Source organism: Streptomyces avermitilis MA-4680 = NBRC 14893 (assembly GCF_000009765.2).
Classification (GTDB): domain Bacteria; phylum Actinomycetota; class Actinomycetes; order Streptomycetales; family Streptomycetaceae; genus Streptomyces; species Streptomyces avermitilis.
This window is the reverse complement of the sequence record NC_003155.5, coordinates 4,356,546-4,373,656: the sequence shown is the minus strand read 5'-3', so window position 1 is coordinate 4,373,656 and position 17,111 is coordinate 4,356,546. Positions and strand designations below refer to the sequence as shown.

Sequence of the window (17,111 nt, the reverse complement as noted above, 5' to 3'; positions counted from 1 at the left end):
GACCGGCTGGCCGATCCCTCAGAGCCGGTTAGGCTCATCCCGCGGGGCCTCCACAGGTCTGCGCCCAACCGGGCCTCCGGCCCGGCGTAACTCGCGTCACATCCCAGAAGGAGATGCTCGTGCCGTCCATCGACGTCGTCGTAGCCCGGGAAATCCTGGACTCCCGAGGCAACCCCACGGTCGAGGTCGAGGTCGGCCTCGACGACGGCAGCACGGGTCGTGCCGCCGTCCCGTCCGGCGCCTCCACCGGTGCCTTCGAGGCCATCGAGCTCCGCGACGGTGACCCCAACCGTTACCAGGGCAAGGGTGTCGAGAAGGCCGTCCTCGCCGTCATCGAGCAGATCGGCCCGGAGCTCGTCGGCTACGACGCCACCGAGCAGCGCCTGATCGACCAGGCGATGTTCGACCTGGACGCCACCGACAACAAGGGCTCGCTCGGCGCCAACGCCATCCTCGGCGTCTCCCTCGCCGTCGCGCACGCCGCCTCCGAGGCCAGCGACCTCCCGCTCTTCCGCTACCTGGGCGGCCCGAACGCGCACCTGCTGCCCGTTCCGATGATGAACATCCTGAACGGCGGCTCGCACGCCGACTCCAACGTGGACATCCAGGAGTTCATGATCGCCCCGATCGGCGCGGAGTCCTTCTCCGAGGCCCTGCGCTGGGGCGCCGAGGTCTACCACACCCTCAAGAAGGTGCTGAAGACCAAGGGCCTGTCCACCGGCCTCGGCGACGAGGGCGGCTTCGCCCCGAACCTGGAGTCGAACCGCGCCGCGCTCGACCTCATCATCGAGGCCATCAAGCAGGCCGGTTACATCCCGGGCGAGCAGATCGCGCTCGCGCTCGACGTCGCCGCGTCCGAGTTCTACAAGGACGGCAAGTACGAGTTCGAGGGCAAGTCCCGCTCGGCCGCCGAGATGACCGAGTACTACGAGGAGCTCGTCTCCGCGTACCCGCTCGTCTCCATCGAGGACCCGCTGTACGAGGACGACTGGGCCGGCTGGAAGGTCATCACCGACAAGCTGGGCGACAAGGTCCAGATCGTCGGCGACGACCTCTTCGTCACCAACCCGGAGCGCCTGGCCCGCGGCATCGAGGAGGGCTCCGCCAACGCCCTGCTCGTCAAGGTCAACCAGATCGGTTCGCTGACCGAGACCCTGGACGCCGTCGAGCTGGCCCAGCGCAACGGCTTCAAGTGCATGATGTCCCACCGCTCCGGCGAGACCGAGGACGTCACCATCGCCGACCTCGCCGTCGCCGTGAACTGCGGTCAGATCAAGACCGGCGCCCCGGCCCGCTCGGACCGTGTCGCCAAGTACAACCAGCTGCTGCGCATCGAGGAGATCCTCGACGACGCCGCCGAGTACGCCGGCCGCTCGGCGTTCCCCCGGTTCCGCTCGGCGAACTGATCAGGCACAGCGAGGGCTGATCCGCCAAGGCCCTTGGGCAGCGTCGTACGTACGTCCCCGTACTCGGTCCCGTACCGTGTGCGGGGACGTACGCGCGTGTGAAGGGGAGGCGGGAGATGGCCGTGAAGGACCGGGACCGGTTCTCCACCGCGACCAGGCTGCGGCTGCTCGGCGAGCAGACGGCGGCCCGCGTCTACCGCTCCCAGACCAAGCGGCAGGCCCGCCGCTCCCGGCTGACCAGCCGGGCCGCGCTGCTCGCGCTGGTGCTGTGCTCGCTGATCGTGGCCCTCGCGTACCCGATAAGGCAGTACGTGTCCCAGCGCGCCGAGGTCGCCGATCTCCAGCGGCAGCAGGAGCGGGCCCGGCAGCGCGTCGAACAGCTGCGTGACCTCAAGGCCCGCTGGCAGGACGACGCCTACGCCGAGCAGCAGATCCGGCAGCGGCTGCACTATGTGATGCCGGGCGAGACCGGCTACATCGTGATCGACCCGGCCGCGGCCAAGCCGGCGCGGACGACGCAGGGTGCGGCCGACCGCCCCTGGTACGCCAACGTCTGGGACGGGGTCGACAAGTCCGACGCCTCCGACCAGTGAAGAACGAGAAAGAGACTTACGTACAGGCATGGAAACGCCCCCGCCGACCACTCCGCGCACCGAGCCGACCGACGCGGACGTCGAGGCCTTCAAGCAGCAGCTCGGGCGCCCGCCGCGCGGACTGCGCGCCATCGCGCACCGGTGCCCGTGCGGACAGCCGGACGTCGTCGAGACGGCGCCGCGGCTGCCCGACGGCACGCCGTTCCCGACGACGTACTACCTGACGTGCCCGCGGGCCGCGTCCGCGATCGGCACCCTCGAGGCCAACGGCGTCATGAAGGAGATGACGGACCGGCTGGCGACCGACCCCGAGCTGGCCGCGGCCTACCGCGCGGCGCACGAGGACTACATCGCCCGCCGCGACTCCATCGAGGTCCTGGAGGGCTTCCCGAGCGCGGGCGGCATGCCGGACCGGGTGAAGTGCCTGCATGTGCTGGTGGCCCACTCCCTGGCCGCGGGCCCGGGTGTGAACCCGCTGGGCGACGAGGCGATCGCGATGCTGCCGGAGTGGTGGCGCAAGGGGGCCTGCGTGGTGCCGGCCGCCGACGAGTGACCGTCCGTTCCCGTCCCCGGGGGCCGCGCCCCCAGGCCCCCGCTTCGGCCTGAACGGCCCGTCCTTGAACGCCGGACGGGCCGATCGCCGCCGACCGGAGCCGAGAACTCACCCCTCGACCTCAAGGAACTGCCATGACCCGCGTCGCCGCCATCGACTGCGGTACGAACTCCATCCGGCTCCTCGTCGCCGACGCCCACCCGGAGACCGGGGAACTCGTCGACCTCGACCGGCGGATGACCATCGTCCGGCTCGGCCAGGGCGTCGACCGGACCGGGCGGCTCGCGCCCGAGGCCCTGGAGCGGACCTTCGCGGCCTGCCGGGAGTACGCCGCGATCATCAAGGAGCACGGCGCGGAGAAGATCCGCTTCGTCGCCACCTCCGCCTCCCGCGACGCCGAGAACCGCGACGAGTTCGTGCGCGGGGTCATCGACATCCTGGGTGTCGAGCCCGAGGTCATCACCGGCGACCAGGAGGCCGAGTTCTCCTTCACCGGCGCGACCAAGGAGCTGACCGGCCGCGACGACCTCGCCAAGCCCTTCCTCGTCGTGGACATCGGCGGCGGCTCGACGGAGTTCGTGGTCGGCGACGACCATGTGCGCGCCGCACGCTCCGTCGACATCGGCTGCGTCCGTATGACCGAACGTCACCTGGTGCACGACGGCCAGGTAGTCGACCCGCCGTCGCCCGACCGGATCGAGGCGATCCGGGCCGACATCGACGCGGCGCTGGACCTGGTGGAGCAGACCGTGCCGCTGCACGAGGCGCACACGCTGGTCGGCCTGGCCGGCTCCGTCACCACGATCTCGGCGATCGCGCAGAACCTCCCGGAGTACGACTCGGTCGCCATCCACCACTCCCGGATCCCGTACGACCGCGTCCGCGAGATCACCGAGTGGCTGCTGGCCTCCACCCACGCCGAACGCGCGGCCGTCCCCTCCATGCACCCGGGCCGCGTCGACGTCATCGGCGCGGGCGCCCTCGTACTGCTCTCGATCATGGAGCGGATCGGGGCGCGGGAGGTCGTGGTCAGCGAGCACGACATCCTCGACGGAATCGCCTGGTCCATCGCGTAGTTCGCGCGGCCGTCAGCGAGGCGTTCGCGAGGTCGGCGGCGGGGCGCTCGCGCGGCCGTCGGCGAGACGCTCGCGCGCTCGTCGGCGAGACGTTCGTGAGGTGTCCGGCGAGGTGTTCGTGAGGCGTTTCGGGGGGCCTTGGGCGTGACCTGGGGGACACTTTGCTACCCGCCGGTAGTCTCTCCTGAGCAGTTCGGATAACGTATGAGCACGCTCTGAGGGCCTTCCGGACCCCCTCCGCGGCACACCGCCGGAAAACTTCGTGAAGTTCTTCACAAGGATTTCGGGCCTGCTGGGCGACGATTCGGTGGGTTGCCCCCTTCAGGGGGGCTCACCAGGTGCGGGAGGGTGCTCAGCGGAGCGTTGCGGGTGTGTTTCCGGCGGGTGGGCGCGGAGGGTGGTTCGGCCCGTTCGAACGACCGGAGTGCAGCTCACGCGGTGTTGACAACGGTCCGCACCGCGCGGTGGTTCCCCTCCATCGACATGACCTGGGTCACGTGAGCCGCGCAGTGTAGCAGAGGGCTCACCCAAGCTTGTGAAGGGGCGCACGAGCGACCCCCCTGGGGCGGGTGGATACTCGATGGCATGAGCACCACGGAGCGTCCCAGGATCCTCGTAGTAGGCGGTGGGTACGTAGGCCTGTACGCAGCTCGGCGCATTCTCAAGAAGATGCGCTACGGCGAGGCGACCGTCACGGTCGTCGACCCCCGGTCGTACATGACCTACCAGCCCTTCCTCCCCGAAACCGCCGCCGGCAGCATCTCCCCTCGGCATGTCGTCGTCCCGCTGCGACGCGTGCTGCCGAAGGCGGAGGTCCTCACCGGCCGGGTCACCACCATCGACCAGGACCGCAAGGTCGCCACGATCGCCCCTCTCGTGGGTGAGGCGTACGAGCTGCCTTTCGACTACCTCGTCATCGCGATGGGCGCGGTCTCCCGCACCTTCCCGATCCCCGGCCTCGCCGAGCAGGGCATCGGCATGAAGGGCATCGAGGAGGCCATCGGCCTGCGCAACCACGTCCTCGAGCAGCTCGACAAGGCCGACTCGACGACCGATGAGGAGGTCCGCCGCAAGGCGTTGACCTTCGTCTTCGTCGGCGGTGGCTTCGCCGGCGCCGAGACCATCGGCGAGGTCGAGGACATGGCCCGCGACGCGGCCAAGTACTACAACAACGTGTCGCGCGAGGACATGCGGTTCATCCTCGTCGACGCCGCCGACAAGATCCTCCCCGAGGTCGGCCCCAAGCTCGGCCAGTACGGCAAGGAGCACCTGGAGAGCCGCGGGGTCGAGATCTACCTCTCCACCTCGATGGACTCCTGCGTCGACGGCCACGTCGTGCTGAAGAACGGCCTCGAGGTCGACTCCAGCACGATCGTGTGGACGGCCGGCGTCAAGCCGAACCCGGTCCTGTCCCGCTTCGGCCTGCCGCTCGGCCCGCGCGGTCACGTGGACACCCAGACCACCCTCCAGGTGCAGGGCACGGACTACATCTGGGCCGCCGGCGACAACGCGCAGGTGCCGGACATGGCCGCCCGCAAGGCCGGCGTCGAGAACGCCTGGTGCCCGCCGAACGCGCAGCACGCGCTGCGTCAGGCGAGGGTCCTCGGCGACAACGTGGTCTCCGGTATGCGGGGCTTCCCGCAGAAGGAGTACGCGCACTCCAACAAGGGTGCGGTGGCCGGGCTCGGCCTCCACAAGGGCGTCGCGATGATCGTCATGGGCAAGATGAAGATCAAGCTCAAGGGCCGGCTGGCGTGGTACATGCACCGCGGCTACCACGGCCTGGCGATGCCGACGTGGAACCGGAAGATCCGGGTCTTCGCGGACTGGACGCTGCAGATGTTCCTGAAGCGTGAGGTCGTGGCGCTGGGCGCGCTGGAGTCCCCGCGCGAGGAGTTCTACGAGGCCGCCAAGCCGGCGCCGGCTCCGGCCGCCGCGGTCGCGCCGAAGACCGAGGAGAAGGCCAAGGCCTCCTGACCTCCGGTCACCGAACAGCCCGAAGGGGCCTTCCGCCATCCGTGGTGCGGGAGGCCCCTTCGGCGTTCCCGCGCAGGCGAAAGAAGCATGGTCGCTACATCTATTTTGCTCACTCGTAACGCGAAAGGGGGACTGCGCGCGGCTTCCGCCGGTGTTTACGTGGTGTTGGACGTTCCGGGATCTACCGTCACGGAGGTGTGCGCCATGCCAGACGCCGCGCTGCGGCTGAAGAGCCTTCTCGACCAGTTGCTGGGAGCCCCGCTCCCGCTGCGTATTCACGCGTGGGACGGTTCGGAGGCCGGCCCGCCCGGTGCTCCCACCCTCGTCGTGCGCAATCGCCGCGCCCTGCGCCGGCTGTTGTGGAAACCCGGCGAGCTGGGCCTGGCCCGGGCCTGGGTCGCGGGCGACGTGACGGTGCGGGGAGACCTCTACGCCGTCCTCGACCTGATCGCCGGGCTCCTCTGGGAGCGCCGCGACGACGCCCGTACCCTCACCGAGGCCCTGCGTGACCCGGACGTACGCGCCGCGGTCAGCGGCCTGGTGCGGATGGCCGGACCCCCGCTGCCGCCCGCCCCGCCCCGCGAGGAGGTCCGCAGACGCGGCCATCTGCACACCAAGCGCAGCGACCGGCGCGCCATCAGCCACCACTACGACGTCGGCAACGACTTCTACGAGATCGTCCTCGGCCCGTCCATGGTGTACTCCTGCGCCTACTGGGCCACCCCGGACGGCACACTCGAGGACGCCCAGCGCGACAAGCTCGAACTCGTCTCCCGCAAGCTCGGTCTGACCCCCGGTCAGCGGCTCCTGGACGTCGGCTGCGGCTGGGGCTCCATGGCCATCCACGCCGCCCGCGAGCACGGCGTGAGCGTCGTCGGCATCACCCTCTCCCAGGAGCAGGCCGCGTACGCCCGTAAGCGCGTCGCCGACGAGGGGCTGACCGACCGGGTCGAGATCCGCGTACAGGACTACCGGGACGTGACCGACGGCCCGTACGACGCGATCTCCTCCATCGGCATGGCCGAGCACGTCGGCGCCGAGCGGTACCTGGACTACGCGCGGGATCTGTACGCCCTGCTCAAGCCGGACGGGCGGCTCCTCAACCACCAGATCGCCCGGCGGCCGCAGCTCGACGAATCCACGTACTCCGTCGACGAGTTCATCGACGCGTACGTCTTCCCGGACGGTGAGCTCGCGCCCATCGGCAGCACGGTCACCCAGCTGGAGCGGGCCGGGTTCGAGGTCCGTGACGTCGAGTCCCTGCGTGAGCACTACGCCCTCACCCTGCGGCGCTGGGTCGCCAACCTGGAGGCCCAGTGGGTGCGGGGCGTACGGCTGACGAGCCCGGGCCGGGCCCGTGTCTGGCGGCTGTACATGGCCGCCTGCGCCCTCGCCTTCGAGCACAACCGCATCGGCGTCAACCAGGTGCTGGCGGTCAGGACACCGGAGTCGGGCGCCTCCGGGATCCCTCTGCGGGCACGTACCTGGAACTGAGCACAGCGCGAAATGGGGCCCCGTTCCAGGGATCGGAACGGGGCCCCGCCTCATGTACGGCTGTCGGTTACTCCGACTTGATGGCCGTCAGCATGTTCAGGCGGGCCGCCCGGCGGGCCGGCCACAGGGCCGCCAGGACGCCGACCGCCGCGGCCAGCAGGAGGAAGAGGGCCATCCGGCCCCAGGGCAGGACCAGTTCGTACGTCGCCATCTTGGTGCCGAGCAGTTCACCGGCCGCCCAGCCGAAGAACACGCCGAGGCCGATGCCGAGCACACCGCCGAAGAGCGAGATGACCAGGGACTCCAGCCGGACCATCCGCTTGATGCCCTTGCGGTCCAGGCCGATCGCCCGGAGCATGCCGATCTCCTGCGAGCGTTCGAAGACCGACATGGCCAGGGTGTTGATGACACCGAGGACGGCGACGATCACCGCCATCGCCAGCAGGCCGTAGAGCATGTTCAGCATCAGCGTGAACATCTGCGCGATGTCGTTGGAGATGTCCTTCTTGTCCTGGACCTTGATGGCCGGGTTGTCGCCGAGTGCCTTCTCCAGCCGGTCCTTGACCGGGCCGGACGCGCCGGCCGACGTCTTGACCATGACCTGCATGTCGGACGGGTCGGTCAGATGCGGGGTGAGCGTGGCGTTGTCCAGCATGATGCCGCGCATCATCTCGGTGCTCTGGTACACCCCGGTGACCGTGAGCCGCTGCTTCTTGCCGTCCTCGAACGAGGCCGTGAACCGCGAACCGGCCGTCCAGTGGTGGGACGCGGCGGTCTCGTCGTCGACGACGACCTGCGTGCCGCCGACCTTGAAGGCGCCGTCCTGGACCGTGAGATCGGTCAGGTCGTTGATGGACCGGCCGTTGACGCCGGTCAGGTACTCGGTCTCGCCGTCGATGCGCGAGGGCGCGTTGCGCAGCGGGCTGGTGGCGGTGACGCCGTCCGTCGCGGAGAGCTTCTTGTCGACGTCCGTGGAGAGGTAGTTGCCGTTGGCCATCGAGACGACGTAGTCCGCCTTGATCGCGGAGGACGCCATCTTGTCGATCGACGTCTGCAGGCTGCCCGCCATCACCGTCATGCCGGTGATCAGAGTGAGGCCGATCATCAGCGCGGAGGCGGTCGCGGCGGTGCGCCGCGGGTTGCGTACGGAGTTCTGGCGGGCGAGCTTGCCGGAGACCCCGAAGATACGCAGCACCGGGGCGGCCGCGGCGATCAGCGGGCGTGACAGCAGTGGCGTGAGGATGAAGACGCCGATGATGAGCAGCACCGCCCCGAGGCCCATCGGGGCCTGCCCGTCCGAGCCGTCCAGGGTGGTGGCGTAGAGGACGACCGCGATGCCGGCGGCGGAGAACAGGGCGCCGAGCGTGTTGCGCAGGACCAGGGACTTGGTGGTGGCCTTGGCGTGCACGCTGCTCATCGCGGCGACCGGCGGGATCTTCGCGGCGCGCCGGCCCGGCAGCCACGCGGCCAGCATGGTGATGAGGATGCCGACGAGCAGCGCCGTGGCGACCGTGCCCGGGGAGATGACCAGCGGGCCGTCGGGGACGGTGGCGCCCAGGGTGCCCATCAGGGAGCGCATGCCCGCGCCGATGCCGATGCCCGCGGCCAGACCGGTGACGGCCGCGACCGCGCCGACGACGAACGCCTCGATCAGTACGGACCGGGTGACCTGCCTGCGGGAGGCGCCGACGGCGCGCAGCAGCGCCAGCTCCTTGGTGCGCTGGGCGACCAGCATGGTGAAGGTGTTGGCGATGATGAAGGTGCCGACGAAGAGCGCGATGCCCGCGAAGACCAGCAGGCCGGTCTTCATGCCGCTCATCGCGGAGGCGATCTGGGTCGCCTGGTCGTCGGCGAGCTGCTTGCCGGTGGTGGTGGAGGCGACGTCCTTCGGCACGACCTCGTCGAGCGCGTTGCGCAGCGCGATCTGGCTCGTCCCGGAGGCGGCCTTCACATCGATCTCGTCGTACTCGCCGGCCTTGTGGAACAGCTGCTGGGCGGTCGCGGTGTCGAAGAGGGCGAGGCTGCCGCCGGCCGCGACGTTGCCGTCGTCGGTGGTGAAGATGCCGGTGACCTTCGGGGTGAGCACCGGGCCGTCGACGGAGAGCCGTACGGTGTCGCCGACCTTGTATCCGGCGCGCTCGGCCGTCCTCGCGTCGAGGGCGATCTCGTTCTTGCCGCGGGGGGCGTGTCCGACGGTCAGGGGGTAACGGGGGTCCTTGGTCCCCCAGTAGTTCCCGCCCTGCGACTGGAAGCCGTTGCCGACGAGCTTGCCGTCCTGGTCGGCGATGGCGGTGAAGCCGTTCACGACGCCGATGGCGGAGCCGGCGCCGGGCACCTCGGCGGCCTTGTCGAGGAGCGCCTGGGTGAGCTTGGGCCGCTCGGCGATCGTGTCGCCCTCGTCCTGGCGGCTCTCCGCCTGGATGGCGACGTCGACCTGGTCGAAGCCCTTGGCGGAGCTCTTCTGGTAGGCGTCCGAGATGGTGTTGGTGAAGACCAGGGTGCCCGAGACGAACGCCACGCCGAGCATCACGGCGAGCACGGTCATGACGAGCCTGGCCTTGTGCGCGAGTACGGTGCGCAAGGCGGTACGGAACATGGGTTTTCTCAGTCCAGGAGGTATGGGGTGAGGGGACGTCGGCTCAGTCCCGGGCGGTGGGGGTGAGGGGACGTCAGCTCGTGCGGCCCTTGGCGTCGAACTGCTTCATGCGGTCGAGGACCGCGTCGGCCGTCGGCCCGTGCACCTCGTCCACGATGCGTCCGTCCGCCAGGAAGACGACCCGGTCGGCGTAGGCCGCGGCCACCGGGTCGTGCGTGACCATGACCACGGTCTGCCCCAGCTCCCGTACGGAGTTGCGCAGGAAGCCCAGCACCTCCGCGCCCGAGCGCGAGTCCAGGTTTCCGGTCGGCTCGTCGCCGAAGATGATGTCGGGCTTGGACGCGAGCGCGCGGGCCACGGCGACGCGCTGCTGCTGGCCGCCCGACAGCTGGGCGGGCCGGTGGCTCAGCCGTCCCGACAGGCCCACCATCTGGATGACGTTGTCGAGCCACTGCTTGTCCGGCTTGCGGCCCGCGATGTCCATCGGGAGGGTGATGTTCTCCAGGGCGGTCAGCGTGGGCAGCAGGTTGAACGCCTGGAAGATGAAGCCGATCTTGTCCCGGCGGAGCTTCGTGAGCTGCTTGTCCTTGAGCGAGCCGAGCTCGGTGTCGCCTATGCGCACGGAGCCGCTGCTGAAGGTGTCGAGGCCCGCGACGCAGTGCATCAGCGTGGACTTGCCGGACCCGGAGGGGCCCATGATCGCGGTGAACTCGGCCTGCCGGAAGTCGGCGGTGACCCGGTCCAGGGCGACCACCTGGGTCTCGCCCTGTCCGTAGACCTTCGACAGTTCCGTGGCGCGGGCGGCCACCGCGGTGGTCCGGTCGGCGAGGGGAGTGCTGGTCACGGGAGGGTGCTCCTGTCGGGACGGCGATGATGGGGACGTGTTCCATCCTGGGGCCCGATCGGAGCCCTGTAGTCAGCCGCTGTTCCGGTTCCCGGGGGCGACTCGGGACTGACCGGCAGGGCGCGTCTCATACCTGGGGATGACAGCCGCCCCTGAGGGGGCGCAGTCGCGGCTTTCTGTGCGCCGACTGTGCGCCTCGCTCGTTCGGGCGGTACCAGGGTCGTGTGCGGGCGGTGAAATTCCGTCATTCCGCATACGCCGGTCCGAGTTGCCCGAAAGGCTACTGGCAAGTGCGGATGGCCCGTACCGGGTGCTGATGCACCCTCAGACGTCAATAAAATAAGACAACATCGGGTCCACCGCCCGCTGTTCGGAGGATGCGTCCCGATAGGCTCGGAACCTCGATGCGGAGCCCATGGCCTGCCCGGATGGTGGAATGCAGACACGGCGAGCTTAAACCTCGCTGCCCCTCGCGGGCGTACCGGTTCAAGTCCGGTTCCGGGCACCTCCCGCGCCACGGCACCTACCTGCTGGAACGGCGGGGAGGTGCCGAATTTCTTTTGTGGCCCGGGAACACCACGGGAGCACGCCGTCTCTGCGGTCGTTTTATGGCGTACGTGACGCCGCGAACGAACCGAAAGTCTTCAGAGCCGCTGTCGACAGCCGCTGTCGATGAGCATGCCCGCATTCAGGCGAACGCGTTCCTGTGGTCCGTCGCCCACTGTCGGTAGGAGCGTGGTGGGTGGCCCGTGACCCGGGCGAACGTGGGGTCGGTCGTCGTCTTGCGGCCCAGCAGCTGGCGTTGTGCGCTCAGGACGAGTGCGTGCACCACCTTGGGCGGGTAGCGCCGCGCCCACCGGGCGGCAGCCTGCTGTGGTGTCAGTTCGCGGCAGACCAGCGGGCGGCCGAGGACCGCCGCCAGGTGCCGCGTCTGTTGCTCCGCGGAGACCGCTTCGGGGCCGGTGAGGGGATACACCCGGCCCTCGTGGCCGGGTGAGGTCAGCGCGGTCACCGCGACCTCGGCGATGTCACGGGGGTCGACGCAGGCGTTCTCCGAGCCGGGGTACAGGGCTCGCACGGTGCCTTCCCGGCGGATGGAGTCCGCCCAGGACAGGGTGTTGGACATGAAGGCGCGCGGTCGCAGCAGGGTCCAGTCGAGCCCGGAGGAGCGCAGCGTCTCCTCGCACTTCCGCTGCCACCGCGTGATCAGGTCGTCGGCGTCGTCCTCACCGGCCGCGTACGAGGACAGCTTCACCACATGCCGTACGTCGGCCGCCACCGCCGCCCGCAGGAACCGCCCGTCCTCCTGACCGCCCGGATCGACGGTGACCAGGAACGCGGCCTCGACGCCCTTCAGTGCCCGCAGCAGCGACGCGTGGTCCTCGTACGCTCCGGTGGCGACCTCGACGCCGGGCCCTTCGACCGTGAGCCGCGCCGGGTCGCGGACCAGAAGGCGCACCCGGCCGGACCGCGCCAGTGTGTGTGCCACCTGGCGGCCCACCACGCCGGTCGCGCCCGTCACCAGAATCACCGCACAGGCCTTTCTCGTCGGGCCACGGGCACCGGGATCGCACCCGGCTCCGGGCACGGCCGACGACCGCACCCGGCCCGTGGGTCGGAAGAACAGGGGTCGCATCGTGGCCCCCGCCGCTGACACGCCGCTGATCCGCGGAACGAGGGCGTGACCTGGCCGCCCGGGTCTCCGAGGAGGGCTCCGGGAGTGATCAGCGGCGTGTCAGCGGCCTCGTCGACACTGGGCCGGCGCCGGGCCGACAACGGTCCGACTGACGTACGGAACCAAGCCGTCCACCCTCGGCGACCGCCTCCTCCTCCCCCCCGGCCGGCCATCGGACGGGGCGTTCGAGAGGCAGGCGGATCCCGCCCCGAGCTGCCGGGACCGCACGCTCCACGTCACGCGCCGAGCAGAAGAGGCAGGAAACGAGGAATGCGGATGACCACGCACATAGAGACGACGCGAGAAGAAGAGAGGAACGGAAGCCGGGTAGGCCTGCTGCCGCCGCCGGCCCCGTCACCCGGCGGGGACTCGTGGCTGACGGAGCTGACCGTCGACCGGAGGGACCCCTTCTTCTTCGACCACCCGCTGGACCACGTCCCCGGCATGCTGCTGGTGTGCGGGATGGCGAACGCCGTGCGTGACCGCATCGACGTGCCCCCGGGCTTACGCGCCAAGTGGGTGGTGAACTTCCGGGTGATGCCGGAACTGTCTCCCGAGCTCGTGCTGTACGCGGCGCCGGAGGAGAAGGGCCGCCGCCCGCTGCGCGTCACGCAGGGGCCGGCCGTCGTCTCGGACGGCTGGTTCGTACTGACCCCCGACAGCGATCCGGTCCGCCCCTCCGCCGCCGGCGCCCGTCGTGAGGCCCCCGCGCAGGCCTCGCTGGTGCATCGCACCCGCCCGGCGAACGTGATGATCGGTGAACCCCGGGCGACCGACGGACTGGTCACCGCGCCCGTACTGGTCCCGGCTTCCTGGCACACCCTGGCGAGCCGCAGGGCGGGCCTGCGCTCCGTGAAGTCCGTCATCGAGGCCGGCCGGCAGTTCGCCACCTGGTTGTCGCACCGGGTGGGCGGCTGGCCGCCGGAAGTACAGATGCTGTGGCTGCGGCTCACCGCCGACCTGCCGCTCGACCTGCCCGCCTCGGTACCGCTTTCGCTGCGCTGGCGGCAGGTGCGTATGTCCGACGACAAGGCCAGACTCACCTTCGAGGTCGTCGCGGGTGAGGGCGAGGGCGTCACCGTCGGTTCCCTGATCTACGTCAGCAAGGGCCTGTCCCCCGACGGCTACCGTGCCTTTCGCGCCGACCGGGAGGCGGCGGCATGAACCAGCGCCTCGTCGTCCTCGCGCTGCGGGCCCTGCTGCCCGTGACCTGCGCCGTGTTCGTGACCGCGATCGGTCTGCTGCTCACCGACCACGCCTCCACGCCGCAGTTGGCGGGCGCCCTGTTCGCCGGCCTGTACGTGCTGTGGGTACTCGCCGAGGCCAGGATCACCGTGCGGCATCCCTCCCAGTCCGCCGCGGAGAACAGCACCCTGCTGCCGTACGCCCTCGCCCGCGCCGGCACCGGAATGTCCGCGGTGCTCTGGCCGCTGCCGTGGCAGGGGTGGTCGGCGTGGCTGGTCGTGCCGGTCGTGGTGTTCACCGCCGCGGTCGCGCTGCGCCTGGTCGCCATCCGTACTCTGGGGCGCTTCTACTCCCACCACGTGGTCCGCTATTCCGACCATTCCGTGGTCACGCACGGCCCGTACCGACACGTGCGGCACCCGGCCTACACCGGGATGCTGCTGGCCAACGCCGCGTTCGTGTCGTTCTTCCTCAACCCGCTGAGTGTGCTGTTCCTTCTCGCCCTGTGCGCCGTGGTCACCTGGCGGGTCCGGGTCGAGGAACGGGTGCTGTGGGAGGTGCCCGGATACGCCGGTTACGCGGGCGGCCGGGCACGGCTCCTGCCGGGGGTGTGGTAGGCCATGGCGCATACGGTCCACCACCCCCCTTCGACCGGCTCGACCGGCCGCGGAACCACTGACGCGGGGGCCCCCGCTTCCCTTGACACCCATCTGGCCGGGCCCGTTGATACACATCTGGCCGGGCCCGCGGCCGACGCGCTGGCCGATCCGGTCCAGGTGGGGCACAAGTTCTCCCGGCAGCACACGATGCGCCGCGCCGGCCTTCCCGTGCCCGCCTTCTTCGTCCTGACCGCCGAGGCGTTCGCCGCGTCGGTGCCCGTGCCCGCCGGCTTCCCCGGCACCGGTGCGAGCGCCGGTGACCTGATGGCCTGGGCGCGCGCCGCGCGGGACCGGGTCCGCGCCGTGCGGGTGCCGGCGGAACTGGCCGGGCGGATCCTCGCCGCCTTCGACGAACTCGCCGGACCCGACGGGCTCGTCGCCGTACGCGGCTGTACGGCGGCGCAGGCGGACGGCAGCGGAGAGGACGGCGCCGACGACCCGTTCGCCGGGCTGTCCGACAGCTACCTCTACGTCCGCAGGGACGCCGTCCTCGACCGGGTCGTGGACTGCTGGTCCTCCGCCTACAACCCCGAGGCGGTGCTCTACCGGGTGCGGCGCGGCGTCGACGTCACCGCGGTACGCGTCGCGGTCGGGGTGCAGCGGATGGTGCCGGGAGTGCGGTCGTTCGTGATGTTCACCCGTGATCCCCGCGGCGGTGCCCAACAGGCGGTCGTCGCCGCCGCGCACGGCATCGGTGAGGGCATCGTGCAGGAGAAGGCCGACATCGACCACTTCTTCGTGAACCGCGCCGACGGTGCCGTCCGCGGCGAGCTCGCCGTGAAGTCCGTGATGGTCGGTCTCGACCCGGCCCGCGCCGACGAGGGCCCGGTCGTCCTGCCGGTCCCCGCCCCGCTCGCCCGGAAGGCGGTGCTCTCCGACGCGGATGTCCGCCGCGTCGGTGCGCTGGCCGCCCGCGCGGAGGAACTGTTCGGCGGCCCCCAGGACATCGAGGGCACCATCACCAGTGACGGTGCGATCCACCTGGTGCAGGCCAGGCCCGTGGTGCAGACCGGGTCCGTGGTGCAGACCGGGTCCGTGGTGCAGACCGGGCCCGTGCCCGGTGAGGGCGCCGTGCCGGGTGCCGGGGCCGTGCCGGGTGCCGGGGCCGCGCCGGGGGACGAGGCCGTGCCGCCCGTGCCGTGGACCAACCACAACCTCACCGAGTCCTTCCCCGGTGTCACCAGCGCGCTGACGTACTCACAGGCCCGGGTCTTCTACCGGACCGGCTTCGCCGACTTCTACCGGCGCGTCGGCGTACCGAAGCGGTCCCTGCGGCGCAACCAGCACCACCTGAGCCGGATGATCGGCCACCTGGACGGGCGGGTGTACTACCGGCTCGACGCCTGGTTCGCGCTGCACGGCCAGATCCCCGGCTTCGAGCTCATCCGCCCCATGTGGCAGCGTTCGCTCGGCTTCACACAGCCGCCCGACCACGCCCGTCCGGACGAGGGGGACCGCCGCCGCGCGTGGGGGGAGGTGCTGCGGGCCTCGCCCCGCCTCGGCTGGGCCTACGTCACCCAACCCCGCCGACTGCGGCAGTTCCTGCGCTGGTGGGACGAGTTGATGGCGCAGTGGCCCTCCTTCGAGGACTGCACCGCGGACGAACTCGTCGCCCGCTACCGCACCATGTGGGCCGAGGCCGAACACCGCTGGGGCATCACCATGGTGTCCAGTTACTTCGCCCTGGTGGCGCTGACGTGCGCCGACTCCCTGCTCAAGCGCTGGGCGCCGGAGGGGTCGGCGCTGCTGCCGCGCCTGCTGGGCGGCGGCCGGCCCAACCGCACTCTGGCGTCGGTGCGTTCCTCCATCGCCCTGGCCGAACGCGTCGCCGCCGACCCGGCGCTGCGCACCGCCGTGCTGGAGCGACCCGAGCGGGAGGTGTGGGAGGAGATCGCCTCCTCGGTCCACGGCGAAGCCGTCGCCGAGGAGTTCGACAGGCATCTGCGGACCTATGGCGACCGGGCCCTGCACGATCTCAAGCTGGAGGTGCGCACCCCTCGCCAGGAACCGTGGCAGATCGTGCCCGCGCTACGGCCCTTCATCACCCAGGGGCTCACCGTCGCGGCGAACGAGGCCGACGAGGCCGCCGCCCGGCGCGCCGCCCGGCACGCGCTGCGCGAGGCCTGCCCGAATCCGCTGCGGCGGGCCGTGCTCAGCGGTGTGCTCGCCTCGCTGCGATTCAGTGTCAAGGCCCGCGAGGACACCCGGTTCTGCCGCAGTCAGCTGTACGGCGTCTCCCGTGAGGTGATGTGGCGGCTCGCGGAACGGCTGGTCGAGGCGGGCATGCTGGACCGGGCGTCCGACATCGTGCACCTCCAGGCCGAGGAGGTACTCGGCGCGTTCGACGGCACCCTGCCCGAGACGGATCTGCGCGCGGTGGCCCGGCGGCGCGAGGCGCGGCAGGACGCCCGCGCGGCCACGCCGGACCCGCCCGCCTACTTCACCGTCCCCGGCGGCCTGCCGGTGCCGGTGGCGCTGGCCTCGCGCCGCGACACCCGGCCCCGGGCCGGTCTGGCGCGGGACGGCGTACTGCGCGGCATCGCCTCCAGCAGCGGCAGGGCCCGTGGCCGGGCGCTGGTCGTCCGGGACACGCGGGTGCCGCCCGAGCAGTGCGTGGACCGGATACTGATCGCGAAGGAGACCGACCCCGGCTGGCTGGCGCTGATGATGGCGGCCAGGGGGATCGTGGTGGAGCGCGGCAGTCTGGTCTCGCACACCGCGATCAGCGGACGGCTGCTCGGGGTACCGACAGTGGTCGCGGTCACGGACGCCATGACGGCCGTCCCGGACGGCGCCTGGGTGGAGATCGACGGCGACGCGGGCACGGTACGCCCGCTGACGGCGGCCGAGGCAGCCCAGTGCGAGGCAGCGGAAGCCGCGCGGCGCGACGCAGACGACGCAGACGATGCCGACGACGCCGCGCACCGTAAGGCCGACGACGCCACGGCTTCCGGACGGGACCACTCGGACAGTGCGGCGCCCGGACGTGGCGACCCGGACGGCACGGCCCCCGGTCATGACGGCACCACGGCCGCGCGCGGGGAGGCGTAGCC

General features: G+C 70.9%; 12 protein-coding genes and 1 tRNA gene. 10 read left to right on the top strand and 3 right to left on the bottom strand.

From position 1 onward, the window contains the following. The first annotated feature begins 113 nt into the window (after positions 1 to 113). From eno to SAVERM_RS18230, 6 genes are all read left to right on the top strand, one after another. Entirely contained in the window at positions 114 to 1,406 is a 1,293-nt protein-coding gene (gene eno, locus SAVERM_RS18255) for a phosphopyruvate hydratase (RefSeq protein ID WP_037644882.1), read from the top strand. A 116-nt stretch (positions 1,407 to 1,522) separates the two neighbouring features. Continuing rightward, a complete protein-coding gene (locus tag SAVERM_RS18250) occupies positions 1,523 to 1,999 on the top strand; it encodes an FtsB family cell division protein (RefSeq protein ID WP_037644884.1) in 477 nt (158 codons plus the stop codon). Positions 2,000 to 2,027: 28 nt separating this feature from the next. Further along, the gene (locus SAVERM_RS18245; RefSeq protein WP_010984962.1) at positions 2,028 to 2,552 is read left to right on the top strand and encodes a DUF501 domain-containing protein; all 525 of its coding nucleotides are present in this window, start codon (positions 2,028 to 2,030) and stop codon (positions 2,550 to 2,552) included. A 134-nt stretch (positions 2,553 to 2,686) separates the two neighbouring features. Then, a complete protein-coding gene (locus tag SAVERM_RS18240; protein WP_010984961.1) occupies positions 2,687 to 3,628 on the top strand; it encodes a Ppx/GppA phosphatase family protein in 942 nt (313 codons plus the stop codon). A 585-nt stretch (positions 3,629 to 4,213) separates the two neighbouring features. Then, positions 4,214 to 5,605 (top strand): NAD(P)/FAD-dependent oxidoreductase, encoded by a 1,392-nt coding sequence (locus tag SAVERM_RS18235; protein WP_048894565.1) that lies wholly within the window; start codon positions 4,214 to 4,216, stop codon positions 5,603 to 5,605. Between the two features lie 204 nt (positions 5,606 to 5,809). Next, on the top strand, positions 5,810 to 7,099 hold the full coding sequence (locus SAVERM_RS18230) for an SAM-dependent methyltransferase (protein WP_010984959.1): 1,290 nt from the start codon (positions 5,810 to 5,812) through the stop codon (positions 7,097 to 7,099). A gap of 67 nt (positions 7,100 to 7,166) precedes the next feature. Here the strand turns inward: SAVERM_RS18230 and SAVERM_RS18225 are convergent, their stop codons facing one another. Both SAVERM_RS18225 and SAVERM_RS18220 read right to left on the bottom strand, forming a co-directional pair. Then, positions 7,167 to 9,695 (bottom strand): ABC transporter permease, encoded by a 2,529-nt coding sequence (locus SAVERM_RS18225; RefSeq protein ID WP_010984958.1) that lies wholly within the window; start codon positions 9,693 to 9,695, stop codon positions 7,167 to 7,169. Between the two features lie 73 nt (positions 9,696 to 9,768). Then, positions 9,769 to 10,539, bottom strand: coding sequence for an ABC transporter ATP-binding protein (locus SAVERM_RS18220; protein WP_010984957.1), 771 nt, complete (start codon positions 10,537 to 10,539; stop codon positions 9,769 to 9,771). A 422-nt stretch (positions 10,540 to 10,961) separates the two neighbouring features. Here SAVERM_RS18220 and SAVERM_RS18215 point away from each other — a divergent pair. Further along, a tRNA-Leu gene (locus SAVERM_RS18215) sits at positions 10,962 to 11,044 on the top strand. 183 nt (positions 11,045 to 11,227) lie between these two features. On the opposite strand, the gene SAVERM_RS18210 is transcribed toward SAVERM_RS18215, so the two are convergent. Continuing rightward, positions 11,228 to 12,070, bottom strand: a complete 843-nt coding sequence (locus SAVERM_RS18210; RefSeq protein WP_010984956.1) for an SDR family oxidoreductase — start codon at positions 12,068 to 12,070, stop codon at positions 11,228 to 11,230. Positions 12,071 to 12,490: 420 nt separating this feature from the next. Between SAVERM_RS18210 and SAVERM_RS18205 the strand changes: the two genes are divergently transcribed. The 3 genes from SAVERM_RS18205 to SAVERM_RS18195 are packed head-to-tail and all read left to right on the top strand — an operon-like array spanning position 12,491 to position 17,109. Then, the gene (locus SAVERM_RS18205; protein ID WP_159029002.1) at positions 12,491 to 13,378 is read left to right on the top strand and encodes an AfsA-related hotdog domain-containing protein; all 888 of its coding nucleotides are present in this window, start codon (positions 12,491 to 12,493) and stop codon (positions 13,376 to 13,378) included. Beyond that, positions 13,375 to 14,016 (top strand): methyltransferase family protein, encoded by a 642-nt coding sequence (locus SAVERM_RS18200; RefSeq protein ID WP_010984954.1) that lies wholly within the window; start codon positions 13,375 to 13,377, stop codon positions 14,014 to 14,016. Before SAVERM_RS18205 ends, SAVERM_RS18200 begins: the two co-directional genes overlap by 4 nt. Before the next feature lie 3 nt (positions 14,017 to 14,019). Continuing rightward, a complete protein-coding gene (locus SAVERM_RS18195) occupies positions 14,020 to 17,109 on the top strand; it encodes a PEP/pyruvate-binding domain-containing protein (RefSeq protein WP_010984953.1) in 3,090 nt (1,029 codons plus the stop codon). Positions 17,110 to 17,111 lie beyond the last annotated feature (2 nt).